Origin of the sequence: Sporotomaculum syntrophicum, assembly GCF_009932395.1 — a bacterium.
Classification (GTDB): Bacteria; Bacillota; Desulfotomaculia; order Desulfotomaculales; family Desulfallaceae; genus Sporotomaculum; species Sporotomaculum syntrophicum.
Window position 1 is genome coordinate 74,685 of sequence record NZ_LSRS01000007.1, and the last position, 16,573, is coordinate 91,257.

The 16,573-nt window shown below is 45.2% G+C and carries 16 protein-coding genes, 2 tRNA genes and 2 rRNA genes; 4 read left to right on the top strand and 16 right to left on the bottom strand.

The window, feature by feature from the left end; all coding sequences use genetic code 11:
- Positions 1-42: 42 nt before the first annotated feature.
- A complete protein-coding gene (locus SPSYN_RS13655) occupies positions 43-807 on the bottom strand; it encodes a MerR family transcriptional regulator (RefSeq protein WP_161823050.1) in 765 nt (254 codons plus the stop codon).
- A gap of 162 nt (positions 808-969) precedes the next feature.
- Here SPSYN_RS13655 and SPSYN_RS13660 point away from each other — a divergent pair.
- Positions 970-1,045, top strand: a tRNA-Met gene (locus SPSYN_RS13660).
- Positions 1,046-1,206: 161 nt separating this feature from the next.
- On the opposite strand, the gene SPSYN_RS13665 is transcribed toward SPSYN_RS13660, so the two are convergent.
- Positions 1,207-2,067 carry a DegV family protein gene (locus SPSYN_RS13665; RefSeq protein WP_161823051.1) on the bottom strand — a complete coding sequence of 287 codons (861 nt, stop codon included), beginning with the start codon at positions 2,065-2,067 and terminating at the stop codon, positions 1,207-1,209.
- 40 nt (positions 2,068-2,107) lie between these two features.
- Positions 2,108-3,724, bottom strand: a complete 1,617-nt coding sequence (locus SPSYN_RS13670) for a DAK2 domain-containing protein (RefSeq protein ID WP_161823052.1) — start codon at positions 3,722-3,724, stop codon at positions 2,108-2,110.
- Between the two features lie 181 nt (positions 3,725-3,905).
- On the opposite strand from SPSYN_RS13670, the gene SPSYN_RS13675 reads away from it, so the two are divergent.
- Positions 3,906-5,099 carry an NAD(P)/FAD-dependent oxidoreductase gene (locus SPSYN_RS13675; RefSeq protein WP_161823053.1) on the top strand — a complete coding sequence of 398 codons (1,194 nt, stop codon included), beginning with the start codon at positions 3,906-3,908 and terminating at the stop codon, positions 5,097-5,099.
- 77 nt (positions 5,100-5,176) lie between these two features.
- On the opposite strand, the gene SPSYN_RS13680 is transcribed toward SPSYN_RS13675, so the two are convergent.
- Together SPSYN_RS13680 and SPSYN_RS13685 are read right to left on the bottom strand one after the other, a co-directional pair.
- Positions 5,177-5,458 (bottom strand): spore coat protein, encoded by a 282-nt coding sequence (locus tag SPSYN_RS13680; protein WP_161823054.1) that lies wholly within the window; start codon positions 5,456-5,458, stop codon positions 5,177-5,179.
- A complete protein-coding gene (locus SPSYN_RS13685; RefSeq protein WP_161823055.1) occupies positions 5,445-5,702 on the bottom strand; it encodes a hypothetical protein in 258 nt (85 codons plus the stop codon). The genes SPSYN_RS13680 and SPSYN_RS13685 overlap by 14 nt, the downstream gene beginning before the upstream one ends.
- Positions 5,703-5,908: 206 nt before the next feature.
- Between SPSYN_RS13685 and SPSYN_RS13690 the strand changes: the two genes are divergently transcribed.
- Entirely contained in the window at positions 5,909-6,826 is a 918-nt protein-coding gene (locus SPSYN_RS13690; protein WP_161823056.1) for a L,D-transpeptidase family protein, read from the top strand.
- A 110-nt stretch (positions 6,827-6,936) separates the two neighbouring features.
- Here the strand turns inward: SPSYN_RS13690 and ychF are convergent, their stop codons facing one another.
- From ychF to SPSYN_RS13715, 5 genes are all read right to left on the bottom strand, one after another.
- Positions 6,937-8,028, bottom strand: coding sequence for a redox-regulated ATPase YchF (gene ychF, locus SPSYN_RS13695; RefSeq protein ID WP_161823057.1), 1,092 nt, complete (start codon positions 8,026-8,028; stop codon positions 6,937-6,939).
- A gap of 171 nt (positions 8,029-8,199) precedes the next feature.
- Entirely contained in the window at positions 8,200-9,072 is an 873-nt protein-coding gene (locus tag SPSYN_RS13700; protein ID WP_341478892.1) for a carbon-nitrogen hydrolase family protein, read from the bottom strand.
- A gap of 185 nt (positions 9,073-9,257) precedes the next feature.
- Positions 9,258-9,482 (bottom strand): NifU family protein, encoded by a 225-nt coding sequence (locus tag SPSYN_RS13705; protein WP_161823058.1) that lies wholly within the window; start codon positions 9,480-9,482, stop codon positions 9,258-9,260.
- Positions 9,483-9,648: 166 nt separating this feature from the next.
- Positions 9,649-10,905, bottom strand: a complete 1,257-nt coding sequence (locus SPSYN_RS13710; RefSeq protein ID WP_161823059.1) for a zf-HC2 domain-containing protein — start codon at positions 10,903-10,905, stop codon at positions 9,649-9,651.
- A complete protein-coding gene (locus tag SPSYN_RS13715) occupies positions 10,883-11,515 on the bottom strand; it encodes an RNA polymerase sigma factor (RefSeq protein ID WP_161823060.1) in 633 nt (210 codons plus the stop codon). The genes SPSYN_RS13710 and SPSYN_RS13715 overlap by 23 nt, the downstream gene beginning before the upstream one ends.
- A gap of 286 nt (positions 11,516-11,801) precedes the next feature.
- On the opposite strand from SPSYN_RS13715, the gene SPSYN_RS13720 reads away from it, so the two are divergent.
- Positions 11,802-11,886, top strand: a tRNA-Leu gene (locus SPSYN_RS13720).
- Between the two features lie 248 nt (positions 11,887-12,134).
- On the opposite strand, the gene SPSYN_RS13725 is transcribed toward SPSYN_RS13720, so the two are convergent.
- The 6 genes from SPSYN_RS13725 to SPSYN_RS13750 all read right to left on the bottom strand — a co-directional run.
- Positions 12,135-12,746: a DedA family protein gene (locus tag SPSYN_RS13725; protein ID WP_161823061.1), complete on the bottom strand. Its 612-nt coding sequence runs from the start codon at positions 12,744-12,746 to the stop codon at positions 12,135-12,137.
- A gap of 181 nt (positions 12,747-12,927) precedes the next feature.
- Positions 12,928-13,770, bottom strand: coding sequence for a zinc metalloprotease HtpX (locus SPSYN_RS13730; RefSeq protein ID WP_161823062.1), 843 nt, complete (start codon positions 13,768-13,770; stop codon positions 12,928-12,930).
- A 78-nt stretch (positions 13,771-13,848) separates the two neighbouring features.
- Positions 13,849-14,286, bottom strand: coding sequence for a MerR family transcriptional regulator (locus tag SPSYN_RS13735; RefSeq protein WP_161823063.1), 438 nt, complete (start codon positions 14,284-14,286; stop codon positions 13,849-13,851).
- A 281-nt stretch (positions 14,287-14,567) separates the two neighbouring features.
- The gene (locus SPSYN_RS13740) at positions 14,568-15,497 is read right to left on the bottom strand and encodes a S1C family serine protease (protein WP_161823064.1); all 930 of its coding nucleotides are present in this window, start codon (positions 15,495-15,497) and stop codon (positions 14,568-14,570) included.
- A 138-nt stretch (positions 15,498-15,635) separates the two neighbouring features.
- Positions 15,636-15,749, bottom strand: a 5S ribosomal RNA gene (gene rrf / locus SPSYN_RS13745).
- A gap of 146 nt (positions 15,750-15,895) precedes the next feature.
- Positions 15,896-16,573 (bottom strand): 23S ribosomal RNA (locus SPSYN_RS13750); the annotation flags it as partial.

The following is a 16,573-nucleotide window of genomic DNA, read 5'->3' on the forward strand; positions in this document are numbered from 1 at the left end:
ACCTATTTTCACAAAAGTTTAGCACCGCTGATGGCTTTCACTTTACTTATTCACCCCGGTGTAGATAAATACAGCGTCCCTCAAAAATGCTGCTGCACCTGGCTGTATTCTATCATAATAAGCTGTAAATCTTTCATCATCCACATACATCTGAGCAACACCGGCGTGTGCTTCTTTAGTATAACTATCCCAATAATAACTCAGCCACTGCCGATGCAAATCAGCAGTTTGCTGGGCAAGCTCACCAGCCGGGTCACCGGTAGCTAATGCTGATTTAAGTGCAGCCAGCACGCTAGAACCTAGTTTTTCCACCTCAGCAAACTGCTCCTCAGTCATGTTTTTTAATTTTTGGTAGGATTTATTTACCTGTTCATCACCATACTTCGCTCTAATTTCCTGGCCATATTTTTTTTCGTTATCATCAAGCATTTGCTGTTTAAAGCCCTCGAATTTTTCTTTGTCCGTCATGGAAATCCTCCCTTCTGCCCAAGCAAGTGTTTTATCGACATTAGCAATTAACACATTTAATTGTTTCCTCTTTTTGAGCAGTTGTTCACGATGCTCCCGCAATGCTTTAACCTGACTGAAATCTGGAGCGCCAACAATATTACTAATTTTCTCCAAACCAACGCCAAGCTCTCGATAAAAAAGGATCTGCTGTAAACGTTCAATTTCCTTTTGACCATAAATGCGGTAACCAGATGCATTAATCCTGGCTGGTTTTAAAAGTCCGATTTCATCATAATACCTCAAAGTCCTGGCGCTAATTCCCGCTAATTTGGCTAATCCTTGCACGGTATACTCCATATTCATCATCCCCCGACAAGATAAACATACACCTTAACGCTGCGTCAAGGTCAATGAATTAATTAACTTAAGATAGCAATATTTATGTTAACTAAGAAAACCAATGGTGATTAGCTTTTACCTTTAACAAATCTCATATTTGTGGTATATTTAATAGGTTATCGCGGGATGGAGCAGCTGGCAGCTCGTCGGGCTCATAACCCGAAGGTCGAAGGTTCAAATCCTTCTCCCGCAACCAGATTAGCAGGGTCCCTCTTATAGCAAGAGGGACCCTGCTTTTTTTGTACTCTTCAGATCACCTGAAAATTAATCCCGTCACTTGCAGTTATGCTTCAATATTTTTTAACTAATGCACACGCCTCAATCACCGGTTTTTTTGCACTGGTCATACCCCTTTGCTTACACATGCATATATTTATATGGGCAAACCACTATGCCCAGAATACCCGGACCGGCGTGAGTACCCACTACCGATCCCATCTGACTGGATAAAATTTCCCGACAGTCAAGCTTTTCCCGCACTACGCCATCCAAAAATTGCATCCCCCCGGGATCGTTGCCGTGGGCCATAAAACAGAACAGCGGACCAGTATCTCTGTACTGTTCAGCCAGCAACTGCACCAACCGGCTAACTGCTTTATTGCGGCCCCGTACCTTCTCATAGGGATTGATCACCCCATCTATAATGGTACATACCGGCTTGACATTAAGTATCGTTCCCAAGAAAGCCTTAGCTTTACCGATTCGCCCACCGCGCTGCAGGTATTCCAGGGTATCCACCATAAAATATACCCGGTGAGCAGCGATAATATCCTGCACCAAGGCCACCACTTCCGCCCGGGAACGCCCGGCTTCGGCAGCCCTCGCTGCTGCCAGCACCAGCATACCCAACACCACGCTAACAGCACGAGAGTCAACAATCTCCAGCCCACTGTAATTTAACATGGTTTTTGCAAGCTGGGCGGACTGCAGAGTACCGCTCAGCGCTGCGGATATATGAATAGATACGATATCCTCACCCTGGTCAACCAACGGGCGATAATAGGTTACAAATTCAGTAGGCGAGGGCTGTGAGGTGGTAGGCAAATCCTTGCTGGCTACCAAACGACTGTAAAATTCAGGTGCCGACAGGTCAACACCATCAATGTAACACTGTACACCAAAATATACCTTCAGAGGCACTACCGTTATATTATGTTTATTAACCAGTTCTTGCGGCAAATCCGCCGTACTGTCAGTTACGATGCGGACTTTAGCCATCACAAAAACACCTTCCTTAATATTATAGTTAATTGATAGTTTATTCTACAGAAATAATGAACTGATATAAGGGCTGACCACCATAATGCAGCTCAAAGTCAAGCCCTTTAAATTCTTCTTGCAGCCTCCCGGTTACCTCCTGGGCTACGACACCGGTCATGCCGGCCCCATAATAAAAGGTAACCAGGCCGGTATTTTCATCAACCATCTCCTGCAACAAATCAGACAGCAAAGCATCCAGGCGATGGTTAACCGCTACCAGTCGGTCGTCCGCCATGCCGATATAATCACCTTTAGTGATAATTTTCCCTTCAATAACAGCATCCCGCACAGCCATAGTCACCTCGCCTGTCCTAACTTCTCCCAGAGAACTCTCCATTTTAGCCACATTTTCCGCTGCTGATGCATAAGGATTATAAGCAAGCAGCGCCGCAATAGCCTGGGGTATAGTAAGCGCGGGCACGACATGTACTTTTTTATCAGTCAAATTCACTACCTGCCGGGCAGATAGCAATATGTTTTTGTTGTTCGGCAACAGTAAAACAGACTGTGCGCCGATACTATTCACCCCGGCCAACAGCTGTTCCGCCGAGGGGTTCATGGTCTGACCTCCTTCAATAACTATATCTACGCCCATGCTTTGTAATATTGTAGCAATACCTTCACCAGCCCCAACAGCTATTACTCCCAACGGTTTAACTTCAGAAATGCCGGTGCTATGGTGGTTTTGTTCTTCCATATTACTGATTTGTACAGACTGCATTGCACCGTACTTAAGTCCGCATTCCAGCACCAGTCCGGGGTGGTTAGAGTGAATATGAACTTTAGCAGCCCGGTCATCCCCCACAACCAGCAGACAATCACCATAAGGGGTCAGTTCCTGACGCAAGGTATCCATCGGTATATTATGTCCCATCAGGATAAATTCAGTGCAGTAAGTGAATTCAATGTCCGCAGTGATATCCAAAGCCCGGCTGCCAATAAATTCCTTCTGCTGACTGGCCGCCAGGTCAAACAGTTCAATGTTACGCCGGGATGCCGCATCTTTAAGGGCCTGGATGATACCCTCCAGTATCACCACTAAACCTTTGCCGCCGGCGTCAACCACCCCGGCCTCCTGCAGCACCGGCAACTGCTCAGGTGTACGGGCTAGAGCCCGGCTGGCAGCCCGGTAACCCAGCACGAACACCCGAACCGGGTCTTTACTCCGAACGGCAGCCTTTTCCAGACCAACCGCCGTTTCACGACATACCGTAAGAATTGTCCCTTCCACTGGTTTACTCACCGCCCGATAGGCCTTCCCGGCACCACAGGCAAAGGCCCTGGCTATATCTGCTGCACCGGCACTGCTATAGCCCTCCAGTGCCTGAGCAAAACCACTGAAAACCTGTGATAAGATTACCCCGGAATTGCCTCGAGCCCCCATCAAGCAGCCCTGAGCAACTGCTGCGGTAACATCACTTATTTTACCGTTCTCCACCTGCCGTGCTTGCTTAACTCCGGCCAACAGGGTTAGGTACATGTTAGTGCCAGTATCACCATCAGGTACAGGAAACACATTTAGCGCATCAATCGCAGATTTATTTAAAGCCAGCAGGTTGACTGCCCCCACCAGCATATATTTCATCTGTTCTCCATCGGTCGAGTATATATGCAAGGCAAATCCCCCTTGTCATAACAATAAAACTAGATGTACAATACCTGCAAATAAATACTTCTTCACTTTTAATGATAAAACCTTTTTACTTTTTCATTCAACTAATGACTTGATATAGCCCAATAAACAATAAACCGAGCCGCTATACCTTTATGCGGCATAAACAGGGGGATTAGTTAACATGCAAACAGATATAATTATTATCGGAGCAGGAGTAATTGGCCTAAGTACTGCTTATCACCTGGCGCGCCAAAATAGTACCCTTAAGGCACACAGTAAACTACGCATCATGATCCTGGAAAAGGAAAAATTTCACGGTGCAGGCTCCACAGCCCAGTGCACCGGAGGTATCCGGTACCAGTTTACTAACCCGATAAATATTCAATTAACTCAAATAAGCTACCCTTACTTTCTACGCTTTGTCGCTGATATGCATTACCCAATTTATTTTCGCCAGCGAGGTTACCTTTTTGTAACTAACAGTCAGGAGCGGTGGCAAGAATTGCATGAAATACATAACCAATTAAATTCATTCGAGATACCGTCACAACTATTTAACCGGGATGAAATCTACACCGCTTATCCTTTTATTTCAACCAGTGATCTGCTGGGAGGTAGCTATTGTGCCCTAGATGCCTATGCAGACCCTTACGGAGTAATGGAAGGTTACTATCGTCAATGCCGCAAACTGGGCGTACAGGTATTGTGCAACGCTGAAGTGACAGATATAAACGTTAAAAATAACCAAGTCACCAGCGTGCTTTTCAGGCCAACAAATCGGCCAATCAGCCCAACCACTGAGCCCAATGAAATTAACGCCACATTGGTAATCAATACCGCCGGACCCCACCTGCATTTGCTGGCTCGAATGGCCGGTCTCGAACTGCCCGTAGCCCCATACCGACGGCAGGTTTATGTATGCTCCCCCATGCCAATTATCCCAGCACAGGTTCCCCTACTTGTGGACCTAGACACAGGCTTTTACTTGCATGTTGAAAAAAACGGCGTACTGCTGCTAGGCGGTACCGATCGCGATATCGCTCCTGGTCTTGAAACAGTGGTCGATAGGAGTCGACTGACGGATTTCATTGCCACTGCCATCAAACGGGTGCCAGCTCTGGAAGATGCCCAAATCACCCGCATATATACCGGCATTCGCTCCCTGACCCCTGATGGATTGGGCATCCTGGGGGAAACCAAAATAAAAAATCTCTATTGTGTTGGCGGCTTTGGCGGCAATGGTTTTATGCACGCACCGGCCATCGGTTTGATCACAGCCTGCCTGGTACTGGGAAAGCAACCGCCTTTAGACCCAACACCATTTTCACCCAACCGGTTTACGGATGCCACTCTGGCCGAAAAAGCTTTATTTTAAGTATACATCTGAAAGCACGGAAAGCGCCTCAAGGCATGAAGACCTTTCCAGAACTTTCCGTGCTTACCCCAACCCCATTAATACGGCATTTGGTAGTGCATAGCGTCGGGACCTCTGCCCTGTCCCTTAGCTTGCCATAAGCCTGATGATGAATTAGCCGGGCGTACCTCACACCAGTTGCGGTCGTGCATTAAATTAATAATTTGTTTTTGTAAATTGATCTCTTCATTATTAAGTTGTATCAAGGTATCGCGAACCCGGTCATTGGCAGACTCCAAAACTGCCCTATGGTAATTGGCGGATACATATTTAGTATTCACAAATACATCAGCCATTATTTCCCTGTCACTGAATTGCATTATATGATCCCTCCTCCTTTAGTGTTTGGGTCAAACCGGAAACAATACCTGCCTCCTGCAGCATACCGTTTAATATGCTACAATGACGCTGCCCTTTTTCGGCTATCTGCTGTAATATAGCTTGAACCGCCGGGTCACGCGTGATACTCATATACAACTGTACCTTCCTGCTACAAATATCCTCCGACCACAGCTGTTCCTCGATGGCCAGCCTTTCCATTTCAGTAAGTTTACCCATATGCATTAAATTCACCTCCTTGGAATGAATTAATCGTTATGCTATTGTTTGTACCTCCTGTAAATTTATGTAGGTTAATAACTGGCAAAAGTATGAAGTATTGATAAACAGTTTGTTCCATGTATATAATTTAATAGTATTTATTTATGAGTGAACAATAATAATCTTCCCCCGTAATATATATAAGCACTATTTTGGAAGGGGAATAACCAATGACTAAAAAGCTCTTATTGTTTTTGATGGCTCTTTGTTTTTGTTTACTCCAAACTGGAATAGCTCTGGCGGGGGTACGGATCGTTATTGATAAGTCAACTAACCAGCTGCATTACTACAAAGATGAAATATTGCTGAAGACTTTTCCAGTTGCCACCGGAAAAAGTATATCGTTAACTCCAGAAGGTAACTTTACCATAATACGGAAGGTGGTTAACCCTTACTATTGTCGTAACGGTGGGATTCCGGGGGGCAGCCCGCTAAACCCTCTGGGCGCTCGCTGGATGGGCTTAAACATTGGTGGTGGTGGTCTGTACGGTATACACGGCACAAATAACCCTTCTTCTATAGGCACCTACGCCTCTGCAGGCTGCATACGCATGTTTAATCAGGATGCTTGCTGGCTATACGACCATACACCGGTGGGGACACCAGTGAAAATTTTCAGAAGCAGCTTAGCTCAGGTGCCTGCGCAGCCCCAACCACAGCCTAAGCTTTTACCGGTGACAGTGCTACTTAGCCCATATACTATCGAAGTTAAGGAACCGGCAGGTACTAGTCAGGACGGTGCACCACTGTTACCACTGCGGATGATATTTGAAACACTGGGCTATACTATTGCTTGGAGTGACACTAACCACAACCTCGTGGTTACCAAAGGAACAGAGCGAATCACCGTTTCAACCTTAAGCAGACAGGTAACAGCAGGGCAAATTACATTTTCCTGTCCTGAGCTTAAGATAGTACAGGGTACCACCCACGCTCCACTGTCCTTTTGGCAAAAAACACTGCCAGCGTGGCAGATCAGCTGGGATGCCAATCAACGTCAGGTAACCTTTAGTCCTAAGATTGCTCTAGAACAACCGAACCTGCTAAATACAGTGGCGTTACCTAGCATGTTGGAGACATCCAACTGAAACACTATTAATAACACCACGTAAATTAGGAAAACAATGGTAAATAAAACCCCGCCGACACGCTTAATAATCAGTAACCGGTGGGGTTTGTAGCTCTAATACATATTTAATTACACGTTAAATCTAATATTTAATATATCTCCGTCTTTTACTATGTAATCCTTACCCTCGAGCCGGGCCAAACCTTTTTCCTTGACTTTGTTTATGCTGCCTAGTTCATGCATATCGTGGTAGGCCACCACCTCTGCCCTGATAAACCCGCGCTCCAAATCCGAGTGAATCTTGCCGGCTGCGCTTTTAGCATTCAGCCCGGCTGGAATAGTCCATGCCTTTACCTCGTCTTCGCCCACGGTAAAGAAAGAAATAAGCCCCAGGGTATCATAAGCGGCCCGGGTCAGCCGATCAATGCCTGATTGCTGTAACTCCAGGTCTTCCATAAACTCGCTCCGGTCATCCTCAGGCAGCTCGCTGATTTCCATTTCAATCAAGCTGCTGACTTCTAATAAAATAATTTCCTTCTTAGCGGCAAAGGCACGTACCATTTCCCGCCCGGGGTAACTGCCACTCCGGAGCTGCTCCTCATCGATATTAACCACCAGCAGCATGGGCTTATCAGTTAAGAAGCTATAATTCACCAGCAGCTCACGCTCAGCCGTGGAAAGCTCAAGCTTGTGTATGGTCACTTCGTTTTCCAGAGCCGACAGACACTTGCGCAGCACATCCAGTTCCTCGAGCTGCTCTTTTTTTATCTTTCTCCCTTCCTTAATGCGCTGGATTCTTTTTTCCACCAAATCCATGTCGGCTAGCAGCAATTCCAAGTTAACGGTTTCGATATCCCGTATAGGATCGATATCCCCATCCACATGGGGAACATCCTTGTTGCTAAATGCACGTACCACGTGCACCAGTAAATCTGCATTGCGGATGCCATCCAAAAAGCGGTTGCCCACACCCTTACCCTCGCTTGCCCCGCGCACCAACCCCGGCACATCACTAAATTGAATTTGCGCATAAGCGGTCTTTTTGGGCTTATACAGATTAATCAAAAAATCAAGTCTTGTATCGGGTACTTCGGCCATGGCCACATTGATTTCAGTTTTACCAGTTAGATAATTTGAGGTTTCGAGTTCCGAGTGTGTAACCAGGTTAAAAAGAGTGGTTTTACCAACCATCGGCAAACCGATAATACCACAAGTTAACATATGTAACTCCCGTTCCTTTCCTTAGAATAGCTGAATAACATTTCGTTTAATTTTACCTTTTTGCACCAACATATACAAGCATACCTCTCACAGCCCACCCTTAATCATCAAGCCTTTAACATGCAAAAAGCGGCAGTCTCCTGCCGCTAACCAAGCGATACTGAAAACCGCCTATTTCTTACATAAATCATATAGATCCGTGCGCCGCTGTGCTAATAGAGGTAGGCGTTCGCGCACCTCGCGAATTGTTTCCAGGTTAACTTCGGCCACAATAATTTCTTCACCGGTACCTGCCTGAGCTACCACAGTACCCCATGGGTCCACCACCATTGAATGGCCATAGGTCACATATTCCGCCTGCTCATCACGGGCAGGGGAAGCTGCCGCTACATAAACCTGGTTATCCACCGCACGCATCCGCATGGTTAAATCCCAGTGAGCAGGACCAGTTACCATATTAAAGGCTGCCGGTATCAAAAGCATATCAACGCCGGCCAAGGCCAGCAAGCGGGCTAATTCGGGAAAACGCACGTCAAAGCAGATCATAACACCAATTTTACATATACCTGCATCGACAACGGTGAAATCTCTGCCCGGTCCCAGGGTACTGGATTCCTGCACGTTTAAGTCTGGCAAATCCACATCAAACAGATGCATCTTGCGGTGCCGCCCTAATAAACCACCCTGTTGGCCAAAAACAAAGCAAGTATTGTAAACAATATCTCCATCCCTTTCAGGTATCGACCCGCCAACCAACACAATCCCTAACTCGGCGGCCACCCGGGACAACATTTGCACAGTTTCCCCGTCCGGGTAAGACTCGGCATAATCGGGGAATAAACTTGTCTCGTAAGGGCAGTTAAACATTTCCGGCAGCAGCACTATCTGCGCACCTTGGCTTGCTGCCCGAAAAACAACATCCCTGGCATTATTAATATTAAACCTTTTATCAGCGGTGACATTAATTTGGCAAACGGCTAACTTGCATTTACCCATTAATAAAACCATCTCCCATTTAGCGTGTTTGTCAATTACTATATACAAGCAAGATCGCCTGCCACAACAATACGGCCGGTATCAACTCGAAAAATACACTCGTAAGCCGGAGCTGCCAAACGGCAAGCTAATCATGATAAATATATAAACCACTTCCTACCAAGAACATCATGGCAAGAAGTGGTCATTTAATAGTTTTGATACTAAAACATATAGTTAAATGTAATCAATAATTACTTAACCTCTATAACTTCCTTAACCTCTGGGATTTCTTGCTTGAGCGACCGCTCAATACCCATTTTAAGGGTGTAAGTAGACATTGCTCACCCACCGCAAGAACCCTTCAGTTTTACTTGAACCACACCATCGGGTGTAACATCGACCAACTCAACATCTCCGCCGTCACGTTGTAACATAGGGCGCACTTTATCTAGAGCAGCTTGCACTTGTTCACGCACTGTTTCAACCTCCCTTCTAAAACTATTATAACAATAAAGAAGTACTATTATTAGACGTTCAATCATAAACTATTTCTATTTTACCTGTTATTTACCATTCTAGCAATAGTATAACTATTAATTACAGCAAATCTCGACTTTTCTTATTAATAACATTATTATATCCTTATTTTATATAAAGATTAATCTTGGCAAAAATACTATTCATCTGCAGATCCGCAACTGCTCGCTGCTGCAAAGTTATTTGCTGGCGCAAAGCAGCCAACTCACTTTCAACGGCTTTCTCGCTAACCGCTTGCCCGGTTCTCTGCTGCGCAACCAATGTTTTTTCCTGTTCCAGTAACAGATTTAACTGTTCTTCAGCCTGCTGCAAATCCACAGCTACATCCCTGGTGTTTGATTGAATCTCCGCCTGCCCAAAATTAATTAATTCCGCTAAGAAACCATCTACGTTACCGATTGGGATACGCAGCACCCAGTATCCCCCGGTTTGCTGCGGCCCAGATTCAACAAAGCCGCCATACCTGCCTGCTGTTGCACTCCAATCAGCTTTCACATTGGATTGTGGGTTTACCATTAGCGTAGCGGTATAATCACTGTCGGGAGAAAAACCCTTGGCCTGCACACTATTATTCTCTATTACCTGACCGGCGGCATCTTGTAAATCTTCGCGGGGTGCTGCCATCATAGTAAAAAAGGAATCGCCACCACTAGTTGACTGTCCCTCCGGCTCGGCATAATTACCAGCCACCAGTTCTTCTCCGGCAGCATCAGCGTCAGGGTTACCGTCGTCCACAGCAGATGTAGGTGCGTTGCCTGCCCCTCTTAACGCAAGTTGTTTCTCAGGTGCAGGTACACTAGGAGTGCTCAGTATCTCCTGTCTAGGCTCTTGGGCAGTCTTCTTCGACGAGCTTGTTAACTCGTTTGGCTTAACTTTTTGCACATGTTGTTCTCGAACGGTCTCTTGAGCTCGAGCATCGATTACCGCTTTGTCATCACCAAGTTCCCCCCGGTCAGCCACGCTTTGACTGCTAACGTTTTGTTGCTCAGCACCAGGTAACCAACCATCATGTTTATCATACCAAAGAGTTGTTATACCCACGGAAAGAAATAGTATCGCTGCGACAGCCAGTGTTTTCGACCATTTTCCCCAGGCCAGCCGGTATATCAAGCTGGTTTGGCTACCAACAACAGAAGGTGTGGGCAACGATTGCAGTTTTTGAAGCAAATTATCGTGAAATTCCGCGGGCGGTAGCACTTCCGGCAACCCCCTGACCATTTCCACAGCAGCACGTAACTTTTCATATTCCAGCCGGCACGATGCGCAGCCAGCAATGTGTTCCTCCACCTGAACAACCTGGGAAGATTCCAGCATGCCATCAATGTAAGGTGACAACATTTCACAGATGTTTCGACACTGCATTGTTCTTCCCCCTTTCGGTGATAAGACGCTGGCTGACCGCTAAAAGTTCCCCTTGCTTACTCATCCTATCCTTGAGTGCACTTCTAGCCCTGCTGATACGTGATTTCACTGTACCTATAGAACACTGCAATGCAGTAGCAATTTCCTCGTAACTCAAGCCTTGTATTTCACGCAAAATCAAAATTAACCGGTGATCATCCGAAAGCTCATTTAAACAAAGCTGCACCTGACGCTGCATTTCTCGCCGCTGTACAATCTCCTCAGGAGAATAGCTGCCATCAGCGGCAGGCATATTGGTTGGTGAGAAATCAATCATTTCATCCATAGAAACACTGCGTCTCCGCTGGCGTTTCCGTAACTCGTCCCGGCAAATATTAGTCGCAATGCGATATAGCCAGGTAGAAAAAGCTGCATCTCCCCGAAACCCGGTTAGTGCCTGATAAACACGTATAAAAGTATCCTGGGCCAGGTCACTGGCATCAGCATGGTTACCCATAAAGCGGTAAGCTAAACCATATATCTTACCTTCATAGCGACGCACCAGTTCATCAAATGCATCCAGGTCACCTTTTTTAGTTTTCTGAACTAGCACCTCGTCGGTAAGATGCACTCAAATTCACTCCTGTCCAATAAAAAAACCAGGGCATACGCCTCCTTTTCAATTCTTCGACACCGTTAAACATACTTCCTGCCGTATTTAAAGATGGTTACCTGCTCGGGGAAAGGTAATCTTGGTTCAAGCCAGGTCTACTGCGGATTCGTTATGAAATACGTTAGAAGCGGCATAAGTTAGCAATACAACACTGTTGACAAGGTCAATTAGACTATGTTACAATTTTTTATGCGGGTCAGCGAAAAAGATATATTTTTGATTCCATTCAGTTTAGTATAAATATGCCGAAGTGGCGGAACTGGCAGACGCACACGACTCAAAATCGTGCGGGTTATCCCATGCGGGTTCGACTCCCGCCTTCGGCACCAATAATTATGATATATCAAGGGTTTGAGCGAAGTATAAACTTCACTCAAACCCTTTTTTAATAAATATACAAATAAGTATTATAGCTTCAATTACACATTGACCAGACATCAAGCAAAGTGTACCAACCCAATTCTTCCAAAGTTGTTTTTTGTTCGAGATAAAAGTACTTTCATTTTCAATAACCAGTCTTTCACAATAAAGGATTCCCGGGTTTATAATTTACAAAGGCATTAACCTGAAACTGTCATTAAACTTGCTTACTTGTCTTTTTATTGTTTCGTTTTCTAAAGAAAGTTATCCCGGCTACTATTACTACCCCGGCAATTAAGTATGGAAAGTAATCAATCAGCAAATTTTCCAATTTAGTCCAATTTTGTCCAATAAGCAAACCAAATGTTATTAGCGTAATTATCCAGCAAGTTGCTCCTACCGCTGCCATGCTCATCGCTGGTAGAAAGGCCATTTTACTAATACCTGCAAGGTAAGGCACAATACTGCGAGCGACAGGTAAGAAATAAGCGATAAAAATAGCATAGATGCCTTTTTTAGCAAACCATTTTTCGAGTCCAGAGATTTTTTCGGGTGTAATACGTACATAAGGACCGAATTTTTCTAAAAAAGGTTTCCCTATTTTTCGGCCAATAGTGTACCCTGAGGCAAACCCACCCAGTGAACCGGCCATGGCCACTGCAAACATCTGAGTAAAATTAAAAATGCCCATATGTAAAAAATAACCTGATAAGGTAAGCATTGTTTTTGAGGGCATGGGGATACCAAGGGTATCAATAAACATAGTAAAAAAAAGCGCCCAGTAACCATAGAGATCCACGAGTTCCAAAGCTATACTTTTATAGTCCACATTTATCTCCTAACAGTCTATTTAAACGATAATTGCAAGAAAGAGCTAAATATACCCATCTATTTTATCAATTATATTCATAAAGGCAAAAAAAGGTACACAGCCTTATTGATAAAGCCAGTACCCCGGATAAATAAATTTATTTTTACACCGTCTCAACTTAGCGGGCTCATTTATTAAATTAACGCATCGCCTTTAATCTGGCTACCCTGTCTTGGGTGGATGGGTGAGTACTAAACAGTCTGGCCAAGTTAGCCCCGGAGAATGGGTTAACAATGAACAAGTGAGAAGTCACGGGGTTAGCCTGCATGGGAATATGTTGCGCCGCAGATTCCAATTTTAGCAAGGCGTTAGCCAATCCGTCCGGTGAGCCGGCAATGCGAGCCCCTGTAGCATCCGCAGAAAACTCCCTGGAGCGAGAAATAGCCATCTGAACAATAGCGGCTGCAATAGGTGCCAAAATTGCCATGACCAAACCACCAATCAAACCGGCTCCGCCTTCATCATCCTCGCTCCGACCCATTCCGAATATGGCCGCCCACTGAAACGCGTTAGCCATCATCGTAATAGCACCGGCCAGTGCAGCCGCAATTGTACCCAACAGTACATCTCTATTCTTAATATGAGCCAGCTCATGGGCTAACACGCCCTCTACTTCAGAACGGTTCAACATACGCATTAAGCCTTCGGTAACAGCAACGGCCGCATGAGACGGATTGCGTCCGGTAGCAAAGGCGTTAGGTTGTTCCGATGGAGTTACATACAATTTAGGCATAGGAAGACCAGCTCGCTTGGATAACCTGGCTACTAATTCATAAAGCTCTGGTGCCTCGCTCTGGGAAACAGGGTAGGAGTTGGTCATTTTTATAGCTATTGAATCGCTGTAAAAATAGCTGAAAAAGTTCATAGCCATTGCAATTAAGAAAAACATCATCGCGCCGGACTGGCCAAATAAGGCATTACCCATCAACACTAATAAAATAGTAAGTGCACCCATTAATAACGAAACCTTTATTGTATTCATTCGCATCCCTCCGTTAAATTTAATTTTCCGTCTATACAACGGGAGAAGATAATTATCTAGATATATGCTGGGGTTTTGTTATATAAGTCCGTTTATTTCGCTAATATAGATAATCAGCGCGTTCATAATTGCCATTCCCCTTACCATTACTTGCTTGGATAACACCGCTACCTGGCCGGAATCAAGACCTGATGCAATTGCTGGTTGCAGCCGAATAAGCTGTTCTTCCAACTGCTTCAATTGCTCACGAATATGTTCAATACTAATCTGGCTATCCGAATGCACAGCTTGCTCCTGAACCAGTAGGGTTATTTGTTCCCTAATTTCATTTAGGGTAAACCGCTGTGCTTTAAGAGTTTCGATCATTTTAAGCCTTGCTAGAGTATGCTTGGTATAGTAACGGTAATTGTTCTCTGAGCGAATGGGTTGGAGCAACCCCAACTTGGTATAATAGTCGATAGTTCGTCTGCTTACTCCCGCTAATTGTGCGATGTCACCGATTTTATAATGTTTCAACTCCCCAAGAATATCCCCCCTAGTAATTATTATATAATACGAATCAAATACTGTACAGTACAACGTTATGCTTTTAACATACATAAAACCCGGTAAAGTTTAAAAGAGCTATACCTTGACTTAAAATAGGTCGAGTTTGTTGCATCATTTTATTATATTATCCTGATTCATTAAATTGTTCCGGTATTCCACAGTCTGGTACAATTTATCTTTCCTTTCAAGACGGTAAAACAACACTGGCATTATTGCTATGTTATTTTGGTCTTTATTATAATTAAATGTTATTCAAGCAAATCGAGTATCTCTTGGATAGGAATAGCCAAACCTGTAACCTTATCCACACCTTCTACCCGTCTTTGTAAATTCCCAAACACCACACCAACCACCCAACCATTGTTGTCGAAGACAGGACTACCGCTATTGCCCGGGTATATAGGAGCACTGATGCTAAATACTTGAGCAGGCTTATCACCAACCATCAAATACTGCTCCACGTGCCCCTCAACTACAACATTGTTCATTCCCAACGGATTACCCACCACCCTAACTCTATCACCATGAGTTGGTTGTTCCTCGATATTTAACGGTACAACCGGCAGCTTTTCGGACTGTAAAGTAATCACGGCCAAATCAAATTCGGGCTTGCTGACCCAATTAATCGCTTTATATACTGCTCCATCCGGAAATCTGATAACCATATTCAGTGCATCTTCGATGACATGATGGTTAGTCACGATTATCCCGCGCGTATCAATATTAAAACCAGTGCCTGATTTCTGTTCTACTGAAGCCAATGCCCCTTGCTTGCGTGCTAATACATTGATCTGAACCACTGCAGCTTGTAGCCGCTGAATATCAATATCTTTCTCTAGTTGCATCGACTGCGCTACCAGATCCCCCAGAGGTTCTTGCAAAGCTGGCCAAGATGTAACCATCACAAGTCCTAAAAACGCCAGTGCTGTAACAAGAGCTATCATGCGCAGAGGCAAGGAGGTTCGGTTAGGCTTTTGGATATCTTCTTCGTTTTCATTGTCATTGTTACTTTCATTATCAGCATAATTATCACCCAATAAAGCGTTATCTATATAATCGATATGATCGTCATAGTCCTCAGTAAAGTATTCATCATCAATATTATCATTATTAGCCTTCTTGCCTTGAGCCAAGTTATAGTCAGTTCCATCGTTGATTGTTTTTCTAATATTACTCATTAAAACACCTCAAAACATTTAACAACTATATATCCTAACAATATTTTATCTGTATCTAGCAGATCTAGTCCAGAGCTGTTTAACAATTACATAAAGCAAACCCCCCCGGCACAAAACCAGGGGGTTCATTAAAATTAATTCCGGCAACTACCTACTCTCCCAGGGACAAGCCCAAGTACCATCGGCCTCGAAGAGCTTAACTTCCGTGTTCGGGATGGGAACGGGTGTATCCTCTCCAGTATGGTCACCGGAAAACTATATATACTATTTGTATAAGGTAAATAAGTTAATTTAACGGTGCCAGGCACCTTGTGTTTAACTTGTTGTTCCCTCAAAACTGTACAGCCAAGCAAGTAGTAGTTTAGCTAAGGTAATTCTATCACCGACTACCGAATAATCAGGTCAAGTCCTCGACCTATTAGTACCGGTCCGCTGAACACATCGCTGTGCTTGCACGCCCGGCCTATCTACCTGGTAGTCTACCAGGGGTCTTACTCCATTTTAACTGGATGGGAAACCTTATCTAGAGGGGGGCTTCGCGCTTAGATGCCTTCAGCGCTTATCCCGACCGGATATGGGTACCCAGCGCTACCGCTGGCGCGATAACTGGTACGCCAGTGATCCGTCCATCCCGGTCCTCTCGTACTAGGGACAGCTCCTCGCAAGTCTCCTGCGCCTGCGACGGATAGGGACCGAACTGTCTCACGACGTTCTGAACCCAGCTCACGTACCGCTTTAATGGGCGAACAGCCCAACCCTTGGGACGTACTTCCGCCCCAGGATGCGATGAGCCGACATCGAGGTGCCAAACCTCCCCGTCGATGTGGACTCTTGGGGGAGATAAGCCTGTTATCCCCGGGGTAGCTTTTATCCGTTGAGCGACGGCTCTTCCACTCGATTGCCGCCGGATCACTAAGCCCGACTTTCGTCCCAGCTCGACCTGTGTGTCTCGCTGTCAAGCTCCCTTCTGCCTTTACACTCTGTGCGCGCGATTTCCAACCGCGCTGAGGAAACCTTTGGGCGCCTCCGTTACTCTTTGGGAGGCGACCGCCCCAGTCAAACTGCCCACCTGACAC

What these genes read in the sequence shown, in the direction of transcription:
- SPSYN_RS13685 (WP_161823055.1), bottom strand. Translation starts at nt 5,702, where the DNA reads ATGCATATGGGTAAACTTACTGAAATGGAAAGGCTGGCCATCGAGGAA.
- SPSYN_RS13665 (WP_161823051.1), bottom strand. Translation starts at nt 2,067, where the DNA reads ATGGCTAAAGTCCGCATCGTAACTGACAGTACGGCGGATTTGCCGCAA.
- SPSYN_RS13690 (WP_161823056.1), top strand. Translation starts at nt 5,909, where the DNA reads ATGACTAAAAAGCTCTTATTGTTTTTGATGGCTCTTTGTTTTTGTTTA.
- SPSYN_RS13730 (WP_161823062.1), bottom strand. Translation starts at nt 13,770, where the DNA reads ATGAATACAATAAAGGTTTCGTTATTAATGGGTGCACTTACTATTTTA.
- SPSYN_RS13710 (WP_161823059.1), bottom strand. Translation starts at nt 10,905, where the DNA reads ATGCAGTGTCGAAACATCTGTGAAATGTTGTCACCTTACATTGATGGC.
- SPSYN_RS13675 (WP_161823053.1), top strand. Translation starts at nt 3,906, where the DNA reads ATGCAAACAGATATAATTATTATCGGAGCAGGAGTAATTGGCCTAAGT.
- SPSYN_RS13655 (WP_161823050.1), bottom strand. Translation starts at nt 807, where the DNA reads ATGGAGTATACCGTGCAAGGATTAGCCAAATTAGCGGGAATTAGCGCC.
- SPSYN_RS13740 (WP_161823064.1), bottom strand. Translation starts at nt 15,497, where the DNA reads ATGAGTAATATTAGAAAAACAATCAACGATGGAACTGACTATAACTTG.
- ychF (WP_161823057.1), bottom strand. Translation starts at nt 8,028, where the DNA reads ATGTTAACTTGTGGTATTATCGGTTTGCCGATGGTTGGTAAAACCACT.
- SPSYN_RS13680 (WP_161823054.1), bottom strand. Translation starts at nt 5,458, where the DNA reads ATGCAATTCAGTGACAGGGAAATAATGGCTGATGTATTTGTGAATACT.